The 17,806-nt window shown below is 52.9% G+C and carries 14 protein-coding genes; 10 read left to right on the plus strand and 4 right to left on the minus strand.

Annotated elements, in window-relative coordinates:
- Positions 1-209: 209 nt before the first annotated feature.
- The 3 genes from PsW74_RS06295 to PsW74_RS06305 form a co-directional block, all read right to left on the minus strand.
- A complete protein-coding gene (locus PsW74_RS06295; RefSeq protein ID WP_063286422.1) occupies positions 210-1,838 on the minus strand; it encodes a molybdopterin-binding/glycosyltransferase family 2 protein in 1,629 nt (542 codons plus the stop codon).
- A 1-nt stretch (position 1,839) separates the two neighbouring features.
- The gene (locus PsW74_RS06300; RefSeq protein ID WP_063286423.1) at positions 1,840-2,898 is read right to left on the minus strand and encodes an XdhC family protein; all 1,059 of its coding nucleotides are present in this window, start codon (positions 2,896-2,898) and stop codon (positions 1,840-1,842) included.
- 199 nt (positions 2,899-3,097) lie between these two features.
- Positions 3,098-4,708 carry a phosphoenolpyruvate carboxykinase gene (locus tag PsW74_RS06305; RefSeq protein ID WP_063286424.1) on the minus strand — a complete coding sequence of 537 codons (1,611 nt, stop codon included), beginning with the start codon at positions 4,706-4,708 and terminating at the stop codon, positions 3,098-3,100.
- Between the two features lie 424 nt (positions 4,709-5,132).
- On the opposite strand from PsW74_RS06305, the gene PsW74_RS06310 reads away from it, so the two are divergent.
- The 10 genes from PsW74_RS06310 to PsW74_RS06355 all read left to right on the plus strand — a co-directional run bounded on the left by PsW74_RS06310 (position 5,133) and on the right by PsW74_RS06355 (position 16,451).
- A complete protein-coding gene (locus PsW74_RS06310; protein ID WP_063286425.1) occupies positions 5,133-5,831 on the plus strand; it encodes a response regulator transcription factor in 699 nt (232 codons plus the stop codon).
- Between the two features lie 78 nt (positions 5,832-5,909).
- Positions 5,910-7,739 carry a sensor histidine kinase gene (locus PsW74_RS06315; RefSeq protein ID WP_063286426.1) on the plus strand — a complete coding sequence of 610 codons (1,830 nt, stop codon included), beginning with the start codon at positions 5,910-5,912 and terminating at the stop codon, positions 7,737-7,739.
- Positions 7,736-8,230, plus strand: coding sequence for an HPr kinase/phosphatase C-terminal domain-containing protein (locus PsW74_RS06320; protein ID WP_057462959.1), 495 nt, complete (start codon positions 7,736-7,738; stop codon positions 8,228-8,230). Before PsW74_RS06315 ends, PsW74_RS06320 begins: the two co-directional genes overlap by 4 nt.
- Before the next feature lie 108 nt (positions 8,231-8,338).
- Positions 8,339-8,743 carry a PTS sugar transporter subunit IIA gene (locus tag PsW74_RS06325; RefSeq protein WP_057462958.1) on the plus strand — a complete coding sequence of 135 codons (405 nt, stop codon included), beginning with the start codon at positions 8,339-8,341 and terminating at the stop codon, positions 8,741-8,743.
- A gap of 6 nt (positions 8,744-8,749) precedes the next feature.
- Positions 8,750-9,034, plus strand: coding sequence for an HPr family phosphocarrier protein (locus tag PsW74_RS06330; RefSeq protein WP_057462957.1), 285 nt, complete (start codon positions 8,750-8,752; stop codon positions 9,032-9,034).
- 25 nt (positions 9,035-9,059) lie between these two features.
- Positions 9,060-9,512 (plus strand): NUDIX domain-containing protein, encoded by a 453-nt coding sequence (locus PsW74_RS06335; protein WP_063286427.1) that lies wholly within the window; start codon positions 9,060-9,062, stop codon positions 9,510-9,512.
- Between the two features lie 176 nt (positions 9,513-9,688).
- A complete protein-coding gene (gene ahcY / locus PsW74_RS06340) occupies positions 9,689-11,089 on the plus strand; it encodes an adenosylhomocysteinase (protein ID WP_057463237.1) in 1,401 nt (466 codons plus the stop codon).
- A 317-nt stretch (positions 11,090-11,406) separates the two neighbouring features.
- The gene (locus PsW74_RS06345) at positions 11,407-13,923 is read left to right on the plus strand and encodes a PAS domain-containing sensor histidine kinase (protein ID WP_208987869.1); all 2,517 of its coding nucleotides are present in this window, start codon (positions 11,407-11,409) and stop codon (positions 13,921-13,923) included.
- A 250-nt stretch (positions 13,924-14,173) separates the two neighbouring features.
- On the plus strand, positions 14,174-15,724 hold the full coding sequence (tsaE, locus tag PsW74_RS06350) for a tRNA (adenosine(37)-N6)-threonylcarbamoyltransferase complex ATPase subunit type 1 TsaE (protein WP_063286429.1): 1,551 nt from the start codon (positions 14,174-14,176) through the stop codon (positions 15,722-15,724).
- Entirely contained in the window at positions 15,717-16,451 is a 735-nt protein-coding gene (locus PsW74_RS06355) for a nucleotidyltransferase family protein (protein ID WP_057463236.1), read from the plus strand. Before tsaE ends, PsW74_RS06355 begins: the two co-directional genes overlap by 8 nt.
- Before the next feature lie 422 nt (positions 16,452-16,873).
- On the opposite strand, the gene PsW74_RS06360 is transcribed toward PsW74_RS06355, so the two are convergent.
- A complete protein-coding gene (locus PsW74_RS06360; RefSeq protein WP_063286430.1) occupies positions 16,874-17,200 on the minus strand; it encodes a hypothetical protein in 327 nt (108 codons plus the stop codon).
- Between the last annotated feature and the right edge of the window lie 606 nt (positions 17,201-17,806).

Raw genomic sequence — 17,806 nt, forward strand, 5'->3', positions numbered from 1 at the left:
CTCTCCCCTTTCCAAATTGCTAGATATTTTTAGCTGTGTAAAAATGCTTACACAAGAAAATCTGGATAAAATATTTTTCTGATTTTTAATTGTGTAAGTAAAACAAATAGATAACAGAGTGGATGTGTATGCACCAATATTAACCACCACGTGAATTCTGCTGAATTGTTGTGGTTACTGCACCAAATTGATTCATCAATTGTGGCGAATTATGGTTTTTCAGAGTGCCTTCCCAGCACACCACCGGCATTGTGAAGTGCTTCGGGAACATCCAAATCACGTCGCGCCGCTTCTCCAAGCTCCACGGTGTAAACCACCGAAGGATTCTGCTGAATGATTGGTTTGCCGCCAATATCACCTCGCAGACTGAGGAGATCATCAAAAAACGCACGATCCCAAAGCACTGGATTGCCTCGTTTGCCATGCGTTGTAGAGACACCGATCAGCTGATCCTGCTTGGAATCGTGATTCTCCAAAAGTTTGTTGATGTCATCCGTGGATACGAAAGGCATATCACCGAGCAGAATGAGTGCAGCCTGTGATTGGTCGTTGACGCTCTCGATTCCTTTTTTGACGGAGGATGAAATACCTTCATCGTACTCAGCATTATGTCTGAACCGGATCGGCAACCCGGAAAGCGCCTCTTCCACCTTAGAGGCCATCGCACCTGTGACGACAATCAGCTCATTCAACTCACTCGCAAGCGCATGCTCGGCAACAAGCCGGACGACAGGCTTCCCATCAATAAGCGCCAGCAGTTTGTTGTGATCCCCCATGCGAGAGGAGTTACCTGCGGCAAGTAGAATACCGCTGCAGGTGGCTTTGTCAGCCTCCTCAGAGAGAGGATGGTCTCGGGGCTGAGGACGACTATGGATTTCTTTCAAAAGCCCGCCAACCCCCATCGACATGATGTCTCTGCTGGTAACGCGGATATTGGCCAGCAAGCGCTGCAGGATCCAGTCAAACCCGTTCTCTTGCGGACTCCGCGCACATCCTGGCGCACCAATAACTGGGATGCCATTCAGCTCCCCAAGTACGAGCAGGTTGCCCGGATCAACCGGCATCCCAAAATGGATGAGCTCCCCACCAGCAGCTTGAAGGGCAGCAGGAATAACATCCCCTTGATCCACCACGGCTGAAGCGCCAAACACAACAATCAGATCAGCGTCCTGCACTTGCTCTGTGCCAAGCGCATTCGTGAGAGCCTCTTCTTCATGGGGCACACGCACATCTGCAGCAATTGTACTTGCTGCAATGTCCAACCGCTCCTGCAAAACACGAAGGCTCTTCGCAATGACTGTCTCTTTCAGATGCGGAAGCGTCGTGGAAATGACTGCAACCAATTTCGGCGCATAAGCAGCCACGGAGATAGCCTCGGAAATCTTGTCCGCAGCGCTCTGTGCCAGCTTCTGATCAACAGCCAACGGAATAATCTTCGCAGTTGCCAGCATGCGCCCTTCGCGAACTTCTGTGAACGGAGGCAAGCAGGCAAACGTGATGGCCGGATCAATCAGGTTAGCTTCTGTCACTTTCTCAGCATCTACCTGCAAAATCCCGCTTTGCGAGGCATAAAGGTTGGACCGTCCTGTAAAGGGGGGAGAAGCAGAAACAGCTGCGCCGCAGGCATGGTTGGCCAGCAAAGCAGCGGCGTCATCTTCGTGCAGATCAGTTGCCTCAACTTGCGCAACAATAACCTCCGCAAACCCTGCTGCAATCAACTGTCCCACATCCGCATCACTGAGCTGATGTCCTTTGGAGAGGGAGAGGCCATTATGTTTGATGGAGTGGGCAAGGTAACATCCTGCACTCTCTGCGGCTGATCTGCTTCCAAATTTCACGTCAGCCCGCCTTCTTCTGGTCTGCCTTGGTCCCACGCAAAGTCACAATGATCTCTGCGAGCACGGCCACCGCAATCTCGGCTGGGTTGGCAGCGCCAATATCAAGACCGATTGGCGCTTTGATACGGGCAAGGTCCTCTTCGCTCATGCCAGCCGCGAGAAAGCGCTCACAGCGCTTCGCATGTGTCTTGCGGCTTCCTAACGCGCCAACATAAAAGCAGCCAGCTTTCAACGCTTCCATCAGCGGCACATCATCAATTTTCGGGTCGTGGGTCACCGCAGCAATGGCGGTAAAGGGATCTAATTTCAACTGCGCCATCACATCTTGCGGCCATTCAGCAAGCAACGGGACCTCAGGAAACCGTTCTTCGGAGGCAAACGCAGTGCGTGGATCGACAATCGTAATGTCAAACCCTGCTGTCTGAGCAATCGGAACCAGTGCCTGCGTGATGTGAACAGCACCCACCACCACAATACGCGTGGCCGGAACCTGCATGCTCAGGAAGTACTCTTCGCCGTCTTGCGCCTGCACTCGTCCAGATTTGCCACTGCGAACACCGTTTTCAAAAGCAGCGGCAATGGCACCATCCTCTGCATCATCTCCATAAAGCATCACAGAGGACAGACCGGTTGCCAGATTGGTAAGCAGCGCTGCTGGCTGGCGTGCAGCTCTGGAAGTGTTCAGCAAGTGAACATGTCCGTGATCCGCCTCTGATGTCAGAGGCTCCAGATAAACGCCAATCTTGCCACCACAGGAAAGGCCAACGCGCCAGGCAGTTTCATCGGCAACGCCAAATTCTATCTTTCGCGCTTTGCCATCTTCCAGCACGTCCATGGCTTCAGCCACCACAGCGCCTTCCACACAGCCGCCAGAGACTGATCCCTCGAACTCTCCACTCTCGTCAATAATGAGATGGCTGCCGACAGGGCGCGGCGCGGAGCCCCACGTTTCAATCACCGTTGCCAGCACCAGTCTGCGCCCTTCTGATTGCCAGCGCTCAGCAATACCAAGGACGTCGAGGTTTTTGGAAAGCTCTTGAGGCAAAGTGGAAACAGACATGACAGGCTCGCAAATAAACAGGGTCCCTAAGCGTCCTCCTATGCGAAAAACCTGAGAGATCTCGCATAGGACGATGCCCTAATAGAATGAGGAGCCTAGCCTGCTTGTTCAAGGGGATGCAACAACAGAACAGTGTTCAGTAAAACAAAAAAGCGCCGGGGCTTTCGCTCCAGCGCTCTCTTCGGGGGACTGATGATTACTATTCAGCAGCAATTTTGGTAATCGGGCCTGCATGAAGGACCAGATCATCAACGTGATCCTGGAAGATCTGGAAGTTCGCAGCGAACATGTCGACAAGCTTGCTCGCCTGCACGTCATACTCAGCCGGATTGCTCCAGGTGCTCCGTGGATCAAGGATACTGGTATCAACACCTGGCACCGCAACAGGAACCATAAAGCCGAAGTTCTCATCCTTGCGGAATTCAGCGGTGTTCAAAGAACCGTCCAATGCAGCACGAAGCAGGGCACGGGTTTCTTTGATTGGCATACGGTGACCAACACCATACGCACCACCGGTCCAACCAGTATTCACCAGCCAGCAATCCACGCTGTGCTCACGGATCAGATCTTTCAGCAACGCACCATATTCTGATGGATGACGCGGCATGAACGGCGCACCAAAGCAGGTGGAGAATGTTGCCTGCGGCTCAGTGACCCCACGCTCTGTGCCAGCAACCTTCGCGGTATAACCGGAAAGGAAGTGGTACATCGCCTGAGCATCACTGAGCTTCGCGATTGGAGGCAAAACACCAAACGCATCAGCCGTCAGCATGATAATGTTCTTAGGGTTTGGCGCGCGGCCACTTTCACTTGCATTCGGAATGAAGTGAATAGGGTAGGAGCAGCGCGTGTTTTCCGTTTTGGAACCATCGTCAAAGTCTGGAACACGAGCCTCATCCAGCACAACATTCTCAAGAATGGTGCCGAAGCGTTGCGTGGTCGCAAAAATCTCTGGCTCGGCTTCTGCAGAAAGGCGAATGGTTTTTGCGTAGCAGCCACCTTCAAAGTTGAAGATGCCTTCTGGCCCCCAACCGTGCTCATCATCACCGATCAGCGTGCGGGCTGGATCAGCGGAAAGCGTGGTCTTGCCGGTACCGGACAGGCCGAAGAAAACGGCAGCATCGTCGTTATCGCCAACGTTCGCGGAGCAATGCATTGGCATCACACCGTCTTCTGGCAACATGTAGTTCAGCATGGAGAAGACGGACTTCTTCATTTCACCGGCGTAGGCAGTACCGGCGATCAGAACGATCTTGTTGGTCAGATCACAGGCAATAACCGTCTCGCTCCGGCAACCATGACGCTCTGGGTCAGCCTTGAAGCTTGGCAGATCGATGATGGTCATCTCTGATTCAAAGCTTTTCAGGTCTTCGCGGGACGGGCGAAGAAGCATGTTGCGAATAAAGTGGTTATGCCATGCCAGCTCGTTATAAACGCGAACGTTCAGCTGATGCGCAGGGTCAGCGCCTCCATAAAGGTCCTGTACATACAGGTCCATACCTTCAGCGTGGGCCAGCATGTCTTGCAAAAGAACATTGAAGTTCTCCGGGCTCATCGCGCCACTGTTGTCCCACCAGATCGTATCTTCGGTCTTGGTATCACGAACAACAAACTTGTCTTTTGGAGAGCGTCCTGTGTGAGCACCTGTTTCGGCACAAAGAGCACCGCCAGCGGCGATTTGTGCTTCACCGTTCCTGATAGCATGCTCATAAAGTTCAGCTTCGGTCAGGTTCCAGTACACACTGTTGAGGCCCTTCAGTCCGAAGGTGTCACACCCAAACGCGGAATTCCGTAGTCCGAACTCGTTCATGTTCAGTAGTCCTTAATCGGCTCACTATTTAGCTTGCGTCATTCAATGGCACTGTGCCAGTGAATTTAGCGATAACGCCCCTTGGATGGGGCAGTCATGCTTACAAAAGCAAGACCAGAAATCCTGCGTTTTTCTATTAAACCGATTGAAATACGACCTTTTGCTGGCATAGATTTATTTTGCTTATAAAAATAAACTCTACACAAACTTGGTTTTCACTTTTAAGCGTTTAACGATACACTTCATGAAGAACACGTGGCACTTGGCAGGCGAAACCTTGTCAAAAGTAGCGCTAAAAAAGGAATTTTTCCGAGTATCTTGCTAAAACAGGGTTTTGCCTTATTTCGAGGTTAGGGATCGCGCAAGTTAATCTCAAATCCCAACTAAGTAGCGAAACGTGCAAGAGAGGAATAAGGTCTCTGATATGCCAACGATTGCTCTGGTCGATGACGACCGTAACATTTTGACATCCGTCTCAATAGCTTTGGAGGCCGAAGGATATCGGGTCCAGACCTATACAGACGGAACAGTCGCACTGGAAGGGCTTCAGGCCGACCCGCCGGACCTTGCTATCTTTGATATCAAGATGCCGCGTATGGATGGAATGGAGCTGCTGCGCCGTTTCCGCCAGATGTCCGACCTGCCTGTGATCTTCCTTACGTCCAAAGACGATGAGATTGATGAGTTGTTTGGCCTCAAAATGGGCGCTGACGACTTTATCCGCAAGCCATTCTCCCAGCGTCTGTTGGTTGAGCGTGTGAAGGCTGTTCTGCGTCGTGCTGCACCGCGAGATCCTGCAAGTGCTGCGACTGAGACTTCCAAGTTGCTGGAACGTGGCAACCTTGTCATGGACAAAGAGCGCCATACCTGCACATGGCTTGCAAAGCCGGTCACGCTGACAGTGACAGAATTTCTAATTCTCTTTGCTCTCGCTCAGCGTCCAGGCGTTGTGAAAAGCCGTAATGCGCTCATGGATGCTGCCTACGATGATCAGGTCTATGTTGACGATCGCACCATCGATAGCCATATCAAGCGCCTTCGCAAGAAGTTCAAAGTGGTTGATGATGACTTTGATATGATCGAAACACTCTACGGTGTAGGTTATCGCTTCCGCGAGAACTAGTCTTAAGCAGCTCGTACAGGGCTGTCTGAAGGTTGGAAAACCTGAGAACACACGTTCCTGAGAATTCGATAAGAGCGAATGTCGGAAAATAAAGAAGAGCAAAAGCGGGAAGACATCGAAGCAGACGACGCTTCTGATACTCTTGACCCGCAACATACAGGTGCGTTCCGTTGGCTGGGACGCAGGCAAGTACGCCAACGCGTCTTTACGCGCTGGATCTCGCTCGCCGGTATCTATGCCTTTTCTTCTTTGACCCGCCGCATTCTGGTGCTCAACCTCGTCGGTCTTCTGGCGATGGTGATCTCTATTCTGTACTTGAACCAGTTTCAGGCCGGTCTGATCGATGCACGCGTTCAGTCATTGCTGGTTCAGGGTGAGATCATTGCAGGCGCCATTGCGGCGTCCACCACAAGCGATGGCGATTCTCTTATGGTTGATCCGGAGATGCTGCTGCGTCTGGAAGCCGGAGAATCCACCAGCGCTCGCTCAACGCTGGGAAGTCTGGACTTCCCAATCAACCCTGAGATTGTCGGACCTATACTCCGGCGACTGATATCGCCCACCAAAACACGGGCCCGAATCTACGATCCAGAAGGCATGTTGATGCTGGATTCTCGCCAGCTCCATGCCCAAAACCAGATTTTCCGCTTCGACCTGCCACCACCGGACGAAAGCAAGGATCCCTTCTTCCAGAAAATGTGGGAGGAGCTGAAACTCTGGATCCGCCGTGGTGAGTACCCGCCATATAAAGAAGTCGGACGGACAGAAGGGCGCGAATACCCTGAGGTCGAGGCCGCTCTGGCTGGTTCCCCTGCATCCGTTGTGCGTGTTGGTGCAAAAGGCGAGATGGTCGTTGCCGTTGCCGTGCCAATTCAACGCTTCCGTGGTGTTCTAGGATCACTGCTCCTGTCGACACAAGGCGGAGACATTGATGATATCGTTGCCGCAGAGCGCAATGCGATCCTGAAGATCTTCCTCGTTGCTGCTGTTGTGGTGATGATCCTGTCTGTACTGCTAGCCGGCACCATCGCAGGGCCAGTCCGCCGCTTGTCTGAAGCGGCGCAAAAAGTGCAGTCTGCGATCAACACCCGGGAAGAAATCCCTGAGTTTGAAGATCGTTACGATGAGATTGGTCATCTGGCGCGTGCGCTGAGGAATATGACCAAGGCTCTGTATGGCCGTATGGATGCGATTGAGAGCTTTGCTGCAGATGTGGCGCATGAGCTGAAAAACCCGCTGACATCCCTTCGAAGTGCCGTTGAGACTTTGCCTTTGGCGAAGAATGAACAATCACGCGAACGCTTGCTGGAAGTCATCCAGCATGATGTAAAACGCCTTGATCGTCTGATCACGGACATCTCTGAAGCATCGCGAATTGATGCGGAAATGTCTCGCGCAGAATCCCACGATGTTGATATGGCAACGCTGTTACAGGCTGTCGTATCCATTGCCAATGAACGCGCTTGTGATGATATCGCCCATGTCGACTTGAAGTTTGAGCCATCCAAGACAGACAAGAATTTCCAGATGCACGGCAATGACCAGCGTCTTGGTCAGGTCATCAATAACCTGATCGACAATGCGCGCTCATTTGCACCAGAAGGAACTCCTGTTACAGTTACGGCGAAGCGCACGAATAATCAGATTATCATCTGGGTCGAAGATTCTGGTCCTGGTATCAAAGAAGAACTCCGCGAACGCGTCTTTGAGCGCTTCTATACGGATAGACCGGAATATGAGGGCTTTGGAAACAACTCCGGCTTGGGTCTCTCGATCTGCCGGCAGATTATCGAAGCACACCGGGGTGAAATCTCGGTCATGAACCAAACCTCTGAGGAAGAGGGGCAAGAGCCGAAAGTGCTTGGTGCCCGGTTCGTGATCAAACTGAGGGCCAAAACAACCTCATGACGACACTGGATCAGAAGCAAAGTGTACAGGCAGCAGAAGGTCAGGCGATACATGCGACATGTCTGGTGGTTGGCACGAAAGGCATTCTGATCCGTGGCCCCTCTGGAACCGGCAAATCAGCGCTGGCGCTGGAATTGATACAGCGCGCGCATCTTAAAGGCAGTTTTGCAGCCCTCGTTGCTGATGATCGCGTCTACATTGCTGAGAAAAATAGTCGCTTAATAGGGTCTTGCCCAAATCCAATTAAGGGAAAGGCCGAGCTGCGAGGCTATGGCGTTGTCGATGTTCCTTACCTCGATACTGCAGTAATCCATATGGTTCTGGATCTGGAAGCCCGAGAGGAAATCGATAGATTGCCGGAGGAGCAGGCGCAGACCTGTGAACTTTGCTCAGTCAAATTAATTCGACAACAAGTACCTAAAGAAGATCATTTAGCCGCTCTTCGGCTCGCGAATGCACTTATTTTTACTAATCCAGTGCACAACTATTAGCCCTCTGTGTATGAGCATGCCGATTTTTCTTGCACTGCAGCGTGTCCTTCAACAAAGTAGGATTGGAATAACCTAAGAGTAGACACTCTGTTAGTTCGCGGGAAATATATGATTGGTCTAGTTCTTGTCACCCATGGTCGGTTGGCAGAAGAGTTCAAATCGGCTCTTGAGCATGTTGTAGGTCCACAGGACCGGGTAGCAACCATTAGCATCGGCCCAGATGACGATATGGAACAACGTCGTCAGGACATCCTGCGTTCCGTTGAAGCTGTCAACGACGGCTCTGGCGTTGTCCTTCTTACCGACATGTTTGGCGGTACGCCTTCTAATCTCGCTATTTCTGTGATGGATGGTGGTAGCGTTGAGGTCGTAGCTGGTGTAAACCTGCCGATGCTCATAAAACTGGCAAGCGTTCGAAATGAAAAATCGCTCGCCGAAGCGGTAGAAGAAGCCCGCAGTGCAGGACAGAAGTATATCTCCGTAGCTTCGCAGGTCCTGTCCGGGCAAGGCTAAGAAAATATGGATGAATGCACAGTGTTAGCTCGCGATCTGACCATCGTGAACACCCGTGGTTTGCACGCGCGCGCCTCAGCTAAGCTGGTCAAGCTGGTTGAGACTTTTGATGCCCATGTAAAAGTTTCCAAAGACGGCCAAACTGTTGGTGGAACCTCCATCATGGGACTGATGATGCTTGCAGCCAGCACAGGCTGCTCGATCCACGTTGTCGTAACCGGCAATCAGAAAGAAGAAGCCATCTCCGCGATTGCGCATCTGGTGGAAGATGGTTTCGGTGAAAGAGACTAAATAAGTCAAGCTCCTAGAGGATCTGATGAAAAAGCGCCCAGCTTCCCGTTTGTTGGTGGTTGATCCTCAAGACCGAATTCTCCTCTTCAATTTCAAGTTCGACAAAGGCCCTCTCAAAGGCCAGGACTATTGGGCCACCGTTGGCGGTGGTATTGAGCGGGGTGAGAGCTTTGAAGAAGCCGCCCGCCGCGAACTTCTGGAAGAAACCGGAATCACCGAACCTGTCGGTGAGGTGATCCACGTCAGAAGAGCGGTTTTTCAGACACCATCCGGTGAGATGGTAGATGCTGAAGAACATTTTTTCTTTCTCACCGTTTCCGACTCGAAAATCGACTATTCCAACCACACAGAGATAGAAACTCAGGTAATGAGAGAGCATCGCTGGTGGACGCGGAAAGAACTCGAGACAACATCTTTGACAGTCTTCCCTGAAAATATCCTAGAAATTCTAGAGCCTTATCTACCCAGACGCATATAAAGCATTCTGTGCGCTTCCGTTTGTTTGCATTTTAGATTGATATAAAGAAACCTTTATATCTTTATTGCTTTCTGACTTCTCTGTGATGTATAACAGCATACAGTGAGCGTTCATTTTGCGAGCACTCATCAATCACGCGGGAGGGGACTATGGGCCCGGGCTTTCAGGAAGATTTAATGACTGCGTCTAACGATTACTACGTCAAAGACATCTCACTTGCAGAGTGGGGTCGTACTGAAATTGAAATTGCCGAAACCGAAATGCCAGGCCTGATGGCTTGTCGTGAGGAATATGGTGCAAGCAAGCCTCTCAAAGGCGCACGCATCGCTGGTTCCCTGCACATGACCATCCAGACAGCGGTTCTGATTGAGACCCTTATTGAGTTGGGCGCAGAAGTTCGCTGGGCATCTTGTAACATCTTCTCCACGCAGGATCAGGCTGCAGCCGCAATCGCAGCAGCCGGTATTCCGGTGTTCGCTGAAAAAGGCGAAACCCTTGATGAATACTGGACCTATGCGGACAAAATCTTCGATTGGGGCGACGGCCAAACCGCAAACCTCATTCTGGATGATGGCGGCGACGCAACTCTGATGATTCTTCTCGGCGCAAAAGCAGAGAAAGACCCATCCGTCCTCGACAATCCGTCTAATGAAGAAGAAACCGCTCTTTTCGCAGCGATCAAGCGTCGCCTCGAAAAAGACCCGGGCTTCTACTCCAAAGTTAAGGGCAACATCCAGGGCGTCTCCGAAGAGACAACTACGGGTGTTATGCGCCTTTATGAAATGCAGAGAAAGGGCGACCTGCCATTCCCTGCAATCAACGTGAACGACTCTGTCACCAAGTCCAAGTTCGACAACCGCTATGGCTGCCGCGAATCTCTTGTAGATGGTATCCGCCGTGGTACTGATGTCATGATGGCTGGTAAAGTTGCTGTTGTCGCTGGTTACGGCGACGTTGGTAAAGGCTCTGCACAGTCTCTGGAAGGCGCTGGTGCCCGTGTGATCGTGACTGAGATCGATCCGATCTGTGCCCTTCAGGCTGCTATGGACGGCTACGAAGTGAAGACGATGGAGCAGGCCATCGGTGAAGGTGATATCTTCGTCACCACCACCGGCAACAAAGACGTCATCACGGCTGACCACATGCGCGACATGAAAGACATGGCGATCGTCTGCAACATTGGTCACTTCGACAACGAGATCCAGGTTGCTGCACTGCGTAACTACAAATGGCGCAATGTGAAGCCACAGGTCGACCTGATCGAGTATCCGGATGGCAAGCGTCTGATCCTTCTCTCCGAAGGCCGTCTGGTAAACCTCGGCAATGCGACCGGTCATCCATCCTTCGTGATGTCCGCCAGCTTCACCAACCAGGTTTTGGCGCAGATGGAGCTGCATACCAAAGGCGACGACTACAAAAACGAAGTCTACGTGCTGCCGAAGCATCTGGATGAGAAGGTTGCACGCCTGCATCTTAAGAAGCTTGGTGCAACCCTGTCTGAACTGACGGACGATCAGGCCAACTACCTTGGTCTCGACAAATCCGGTCCGTTCAAGGCAGAGCACTACAAGTACTGATAAGCGTCCGTCGCAATTGCTGTTAACGCTAAGGGACTTAGCGTTAACAGCTCCATGAATTCTACTAGGCCCAATAAGCACACTTTCAATATATTGGGGGTGTGCTTGTTAGGCTTACTACAGATTGTAGTGGATGATTATTTCGCCCACAGAATTTGTTTACTTTTTGTAAAGATCCTCTTCTTCCCAAAAATCAATCAGGTTATGTTGATTGTCGAATCAGTCGTTAAGTTAGGCAGTTGAGCGACTTATTCGCGATTCGTGACACCAATGCGGCGTGTGATGCGAATCTGAGGCGGCGAAGAAAGGGGCACAACATGCCAGCATCCTGGCATAAACACGCGCGTGTTAACGTGCTGTGGCGTAGAAGGTTTAGACTCGTTCTGAACCTGATGGGCGTTGCTGTGTTTGCTCTCCTGGGTGCTGCTGGTTTCTCTCAGGCTATGGATATTCTGCCAGCTCTTTCAGGTAGTTCAGTTGACGCCTTCAAGGTTGTCTGGGTCGCGGCAACGGCCGGCATCGCTTTGTACGCAGTCGCAGCCTCCGTTGTGCTTGTCCGCATCCGCAGGAATGACTCATTGTCCATCCTGCAACTGCGTCAGGACCGAGCCGATGCGATGGCGCGCATTGACCGCCTTGAAAGCTTGCTGGAGACAGAAGACAGTCTTCTTTTGGTCTGGGATGGTGAGGCCAAGCATCCCGGTGTTGCCGGACATCTACCTGAAAACCTTGAACTTGCAGGCGGCCTTTCGCAGCTCGTCGAGTTCGAGACATGGTTGGACGTCAAATCCGCCGAGGCCCTGCGCGCTTTTTTGGAGCATTTGCGCGGCCACGGCGAAGTCTTCCGGTTAACCTTAACGACCACCGAAGGAGTCTATCTGGAAGCATCCGGCCATACAGCAGGCGGACTGGCAGTCCTGCGCCTGCGTGATTTGACCGGAGACCGTCAGCTCAGTGCCCGCCTTGCTGAGCAAAACAAAGAACTGCGTGAGCAGATCTCCTCGCTTCATAGCCTGTTGGACGCATTGCCGGGGCCTGCATGGCAGCGCGACAACCATGGCCAGCTCGTCTGGGTCAACTCAGCTTATGTGGATGCTGTCGAGGCCGAAAGCACCCGCACTGTGGTTGATGAGCAGGTTGAGCTGCTGGAAGCAAAAGGCCGCAACAAACTCAACATGATGCGCCAGACCGACGGGGTCTATCATTCGCCAATGCCAGTTGTGGCAGCGGGTGAACGGCGCGTCTTTGAGTTGACTGACGTGAATTCTGAGCATGGCAATGCCGGCCTTGCTCAGGATATTTCCGAGCTTGAACGTGTACAGGGACAGCTTCGCCGCACACTTGAGTCCCATACGCGTACGCTCGATCAACTTCAAACACCTGTGGCCGTGTTTGGTGCTGATCATCGTCTCCAGTTCTACAATGCAGCCTATCGCTCCCTATGGGATATCGATCAGAGCTTCCTGGAGACCAAGCCAGAAGAAGGCGAGCTGCTCGACGCCCTGCGCGCAGCTCGTAAACTGCCAGAGCAGGCTGACTATCGTGGTTGGAGAACCAAGCATCTGGAATGCTACCACGCCTTGGATGCACAGGCGTATTGGTGGCATTTGCCAGATGGACGGACACTCCGCGTGATCGCCAGCCCGCATCCGCAAGGTGGTGTGACGTACTTCTACGAGAACGTGACGGAGCAGCTGGATCTGGAAAGCCGCTTCAACGCACTGACCCGGGTACAGCGGGAAACGCTCGACCACTTGACAGAAGCTGTCGCCGTGTTCGGCTCCAACGGACGCATGCGACTGTCCAACCCGGCCTTTGCCGAAGTCTGGGGCCTGTCTCAGGAGTTCCTCGAAGGTGATCCGCATGTCAACGACCTGCTGGACACCTGCAAGGAGCTGATGGGCGAATCCGACCGTTGGCAAGAGCTCGCCCGTGGCGTAACAGGCCTATCCGACAACCGCACCAGCGTTTCTGGTCGCATGGAGCGGATCGACGGGTCTGTCATCGACTACGTCACCGTGCCGCTGCCAGATGGTGGCACGCTGCTCACCTTCGTAAACGTCACTGATACGGTCAACGTGGAACGTGCCCTCCACGCCACCAATGATGCGCTTCAGGAAGCCGATCAGCTCAAGAACGCCTTCATTCAGCACGTTTCCTACGAGCTGCGATCCCCGCTGACCACCATCATCGGCTTCGCGCAATTGTTGGGTGACGCCAAGTTTGGTGATCTGTCTCCGAAGCAGGAAGAGTACACCGACTACATCCTGTCCTCTTCGTCTGCTCTGCTGCACATCATCAACGACATTCTTGATCTGGCAACCGTTGATGCCGGCATAATGGAGCTCGAAATCTCCGAGGTCGATGTTGCGCAGACGGTATCTGAGGCTGTCGAGGGTCTGAAAGATCGTCTGGTCGAATCCGACATCACGCTCCGCACCCACATGCCTGAGGGCATTGGCCATCTCAAAGCAGATGAACGGCGACTGCGTCAGGTTCTCTTCAACCTGCTGTCCAACGCGATCAGCTACTCCGACAAGGGCGGCTTGGTAGACATCAGCTGCCAGCGTGATGAAAACGAAATCCGCTTCCGCATCAAAGATCATGGTGCAGGCATCCCTCAGGAGATGCTGGATCAGGTCTTCTCGCGCTTTGTAGGCCGCGGGGCCGGTGGAAACCGTCAGGGCGTTGGCCTTGGCCTCTCGATCGTGAAGAGCTTTGTCGAGCTGCACGGCGGTACAGTCGATATTTCCTCCGCCGAAGGGCAGGGCACCACAGTGGATTGCACCTTCCCGCTTGAGCCGCATGTCCATTCGCTGGAAGCGGCGGAATAACTCATCTTTCAGTTTTCGGTCAGATAAATGCCTCTGGGGCTTGAGTTCCCTTGCTGGTTTTGGCAAGTGCTTACTCTTGAAGAATTCCGGGTGCGTCGCGCGTCGTTAAATGAACGCGGCCTGCTCTAATAGATTGGTACGTATCCTTGGTAAGTAAGTTCAGTCTTTCTTGGAGGGTACGCTTGGAAAGTATAGATTAGAGCATTCTGCGTGAGCGCGACTATGTGCAGCTGCTCTTGAGGCGAATTGTATGAAGGTACTTCTCGACAATCAGAGAGCAACAGAGCTCTTTGCTGCGGATTTGGCAGAGCTGCTGAAAGAGGGAGACGTACTTGCTCTTTCCGGAGATCTGGGCACAGGCAAGTCCACCTTGAGCAGAGCACTGCTGCGTCATCTGGCAGCTGACCCTCATCTGGAAGTCCCAAGCCCCACCTTCACACTCGTTCAAACCTACGACCTGCCGAGAATGTCCGTCGCCCATCTCGACCTCTACCGCATTGAAGAGCCGGAAGAGCTGGAGGAGCTTGGGCTCGATGAATATCTGGAAACTGGAGTTGCGCTGATTGAATGGCCTGAGATGGGAGATCCATCCTACTGGCCGGAAGCGCTGGACCTGAAGCTGACAGAAGGCACCGAGCCAGACACCCGAGAGATCACCCTCACAGCCAACTGCGAAAGCTGGCAGAACCGCCTTGATCGCCTCGCTGCCCGCCGCGCTCTGCTGCAAAAATCCGGCTGGATTGATGCCGAGCGCGAGCATGTGCAGGGCGATGCCTCCATGCGCACCTATTTTCGTCTTCACAAAAACGGTGAGACAGTCGTCTTTATGGATAGTCCGCCAACTGGGCCAGAGCCGCGTCTGCCCACTGGCAAAACCTATGGCGAAACCGTGCATCGCGCCAGGGACGTTACTGCCTTCTTCGCGCTCAGTAACGCCTTGGCGGATCATGGGTTCCGCGTACCAAAACGACTGGCCGCCGACCCGGAAAACGGATTGGCGTTGCTGGAAGACTTCGGCGACCAGATCATCACCGAAAACGGTGAGGCGGTCAAAGAGCGCTACGAGCTGGCCATTGATGATATTGCCCGACTCCACAGCTGCGACTGGCAAACAGGGCTGCAGGCGGATGGCAAACCCCATCAGCTGAAACCATGTGATTTCGAAGTACTGATTACGGAAGCTGACCTCTACCTCCAATGGTATCTGCCTTACGCCAGTGGAGAGCCTGCAACTGAACAGCAAAGCCGCGACTACGTTGAAGCGTGGCGAGAACTGCTGGAGCCAGTCCTCCAGAGCGAACCGACACTGCTTTTACGGGATTACCACAGCCCGAATATCATGTGGTTGCCAGAAGCATCAGGCCTCAATAAGCTGGGTCTTATTGACTACCAAGATGCAATGATTGGCCCCGCGGCCTATGATGTTGCCTCGCTCGTGTACGATGCACGCGTGGACATGCCAGCCGACCTGCAGGAGCATTTGCTGCAGCGATATTGCGACTTGGCAAGAAAACATAAACCCATTTTTGATGAAATGGCGTTTCGGAATGCTGTTGCTGTGTTGGCGTTGCAGCGCAATGCCAAAATCCTTGGCGCGTTTGTACGTCTTGATAAGCAGCTCGGAAAACCTAAATACATGGAGATGCTTCCTCGCATCCGCAATTATGTGCGGCAGTGCTTTGCACAATTAGGGGAAGTAAAACTCAAACCCATGTTCACTGTCATACTCTCGTCAAATGAGACGAGCCAAAGTGGCGACTGCAACAAGAGAACAAAACGACAGAGACAACGAGATGCCTAAAGAAATTTCCTTCCACCCTAAATCGGCAATGGTTTTGTCTGCAGGGCTGGGTAAACGTATGCGGCCCCTGACGGCGACAACCCCAAAACCTCTCATCGAGGTGGACGGTAAGTCGATGTTCGCGCGCGCAGCATCACGTTTGAAGGATGCTGGCCTCGAAACCTGCGTTGTCAACGTGCATTACCTTGCAGACCTTGTAGAGGCCCATGCCCGCAGGTTTGAAGGCTTGGATGTCAAGATCTCAGATGAACGCGAAGAGCTTTTGGACACCGGTGGCGGCATTAAAAAAGCCCTGCCAATTCTGGGCACCGATCCGTTCATCCTGAAAAACTCCGACAGCTTCTGGCTGGAAGGGGTAAAGCCGAACCTGGATCTCCTCGTAGAAACCTGGGATGACCATCAGATGGATATGCTGATGCTGCTTGCACCAGCCGTGAATGCGGTTGGTTATGACGGCAAAGGCGACTTTCTGATGGACGATGAAGGCAAGCTGGAACGCCGCGATGAGCGCTCAGTGGCACCTTTCATCTACTCCGGTACCGCGATGATCCATCCACGGCTGTTCAAGGACACGCCGGAAGGCCCATTCTCCCTCAATCTGCTGTTCGACAAAGCGATTGAGAATGGCCGCCTCTTCGGTGTCGAAGGCGATGGCCTTTGGCTGCACGTTGGAACGCCTCAAGGCCTCGATGACGCCGAACGCGCCATCGCCAACAGCGCAAACTAATCTAAAAACAGGACAGGCCCGCAACCCCAGCGGGCCGCCTCAACACACCTCCTCCCAAGACTGAAGTACTAATATTCAATGTGTTTTGGTAACTTTCACAAACACCTGAAATCTTGGCACTGGATATCGGACACCCACTCCGCTCGTCCAGCATGACGGCAAGTGTTACCAGAGGCGAGGCATCACCTCCTTCGTCGTCCCGGCCCCCGAGCCGGGACCCATAACCCCTTGAGTTTGCGGGTTAACAGAGCACATCCCACAAAGAACATGCCCTAAATCCAATCTCCATCAACGCATCAAAAAACACACGCGAAGATGCTGGCCTGCGGGCACACTTCGCCTGGCCGCAGGCCAGCAGGACACTCATGAAGGGCTGTGCAAGGGTGGTCGAGGCTAGCCCTTGGAGTGCCGTTCACAGTGATCTAATCAAGAGACACAGTTTTAGAATTGACCAATGTTGGAGAGGCGACGCTGCGTGTCGCGTGACCGGAAAATCCTTTAGGGAAGGAGCTGCCGGACAACGCATCAGTTAAAATTCCGCAGGTCTTATCAAGTGCCTCTAGGCGGTCAGATAATGCATGGTGCAAAGTGAAGAGAACGTCACGTTCACTGCTGTTCTTCATTCGCTCGCTCAGCACCAGATGTTGCATATAAGCAAGGTTCTGAAGATCAGAAACAGCAAAGTTCACGTCGTCAATTTCATTCTGAAGAGTATTTGTGGCGCCACAGGCGCATGCAGTGTCGTCCATAATCAAAGCCCTCACGTGGTTGGCTGTTGAATGAACCGCACGACATTGGGCTTTCGAAGGCCCGCTGGCGAGCGGGAGGTTCGAAACCTGACCACGGCAGGCGAGTTTATTCCCTCCCGAAGGAAGTATTGTATTCACCGCCCTCCCGCTCATAGCAAAGGGTTTGCGCCTTTGGAAAAAAGGCACAAAAAATCCGCTAGTTACGGGAGCGGGTACCGCGTGGAAAGAGGTTTCGAAGCCTCACATATGAATGTGGAATGGAACCGCCCACCTGTCAACGAAAAGTTGCAAAAGCAAAAGAACTGTTGCCGCAAGGATACGCTGGACACCAGGCAGCCTCTCCCTCGTCATCTCGCACAAGCGCAGCACGATGCAGGACCCAGAACCCCATTACTAACGCCAGTCCCCTTGGCTCTGGGTACCGGATCTCCGCTTCGCTTCGTCCGGCATGACGGTGATGGTGAGGTTTGGAAAGACTCGCACCCCTCCCGCCGTCTTCCCGCACTCGATGCGGCAACTGTGTTTATGCATTGAATGGAACACCATCTCTGAGGAGTGCATTGGCTGTGATGAGTATCTTTCTCGCCAGAGCAATCATTGCCGCTT

This window comes from Pseudovibrio sp. W74 (assembly GCF_001623085.1).
In the GTDB taxonomy this organism is placed as follows: domain Bacteria; phylum Pseudomonadota; class Alphaproteobacteria; order Rhizobiales; family Stappiaceae; genus Pseudovibrio.